This window comes from Streptomyces sp. SID3212, assembly GCF_009865405.1.
In the GTDB taxonomy this organism is placed as follows: Bacteria; Actinomycetota; Actinomycetes; order Streptomycetales; family Streptomycetaceae; genus Streptomyces.
On sequence record NZ_WWJY01000319.1, the window covers coordinates 1 to 1,056 of the forward strand.

Here is a 1,056-nt window from a genome sequence, read left to right on the forward strand (position 1 = left end):
CCGGACGTAAAGCGTGTTTTGTGGCGCGTGGCTACCGTGAATGTTCGGGGTCCCCGAAGGCGCCGTAAAACATGCAGTCCGGACATACGTACCTCCGCAGGCCCCGGCCCCCGCCACCACGACAAACCCAGCCCGTCCGGCGATTGAGGACATCGGTAAGCCGCGCCCGCGCCCCGGGCAGAGGCCAAAACCAAGCCCGTCCGGCGATTGAGGACATCAGTAAGCGCAACCGGCCACCGGGCAGACGCCACAAACGCGGTCAACGCGCATCGCGGAAACGGCGGCGGTCGCCGGACGGGGGCGGCGTGTCCGCCAGGCGCAGCACCTCGTCGTCACGGCCCGCCACCACCGGCCCCCCCGCACGCGCAGCCTTCGCGCGATATTGCGCCGCGTCCGCCAAGCGGAACAGGCGTCTCGCCGAACGCACCTCCCCAATCGCCTCCCCCGTAGACGCGACCCCGCACGCCACCCCCTCCCCCAGTTCCAGCTCCGCCGCCCGCACGCACAGCTCGTCGGCGACCGCGATCACCTCGTCCGCCGACGGGCCCACCGTCAGAAGACAGAACTCGTCCCCGCCCAGCCGTGCGGCCACCGCGCCCGGCAGCTTCGCCGCGCACAGGGACAGGATCGAGGCGAACCGTTCCAGCAACCGGTCGCCGACCGCGTGGCCGTGCGTGTCGTTGACCGTCTTCAGGCCGTTCAGGTCGCACACGACCAGGCTCGTGACCGAGCCGTCCGCCCGGTACCGCCCCACCGCCTCGTCGAGCCGCATGTCGACCGCCCGCCGGTTCGCGAGCCCCGTCAGAGGGTCGGTGAAGGCGAGGCGGCGGACCTCTTCGAGCCGCTCGGTCTGCGCGATCCCGGACGCCACCACGGACGCGATCACGGTCGCGAAGTCCGCGTCGTCCCGGCCGAAGAGCGCGGCGCCCTTGGGCCGGGCCACGTACAGCTCGCCCCACGCCCGCCCGTGCAGGATGATCGGCGCGACCACACAGCACCCCCGCCCCCGCCGCCGCAGCGCGGCCACCCGCTGGTGGCTGTAGCCGGGCGAGCCGG

The 1,056-nt window shown here is 72.7% G+C and carries 1 protein-coding gene; it reads right to left on the reverse strand.

Features of this window, described 5'->3' with window-relative positions; translation table 11 throughout:
* Positions 1–259 precede the first annotated feature (259 nt).
* Positions 260–1,056: diguanylate cyclase (locus GT042_RS09650; protein WP_161308295.1), on the reverse strand; the 797-nt coding region annotated here is incomplete at its 5' end.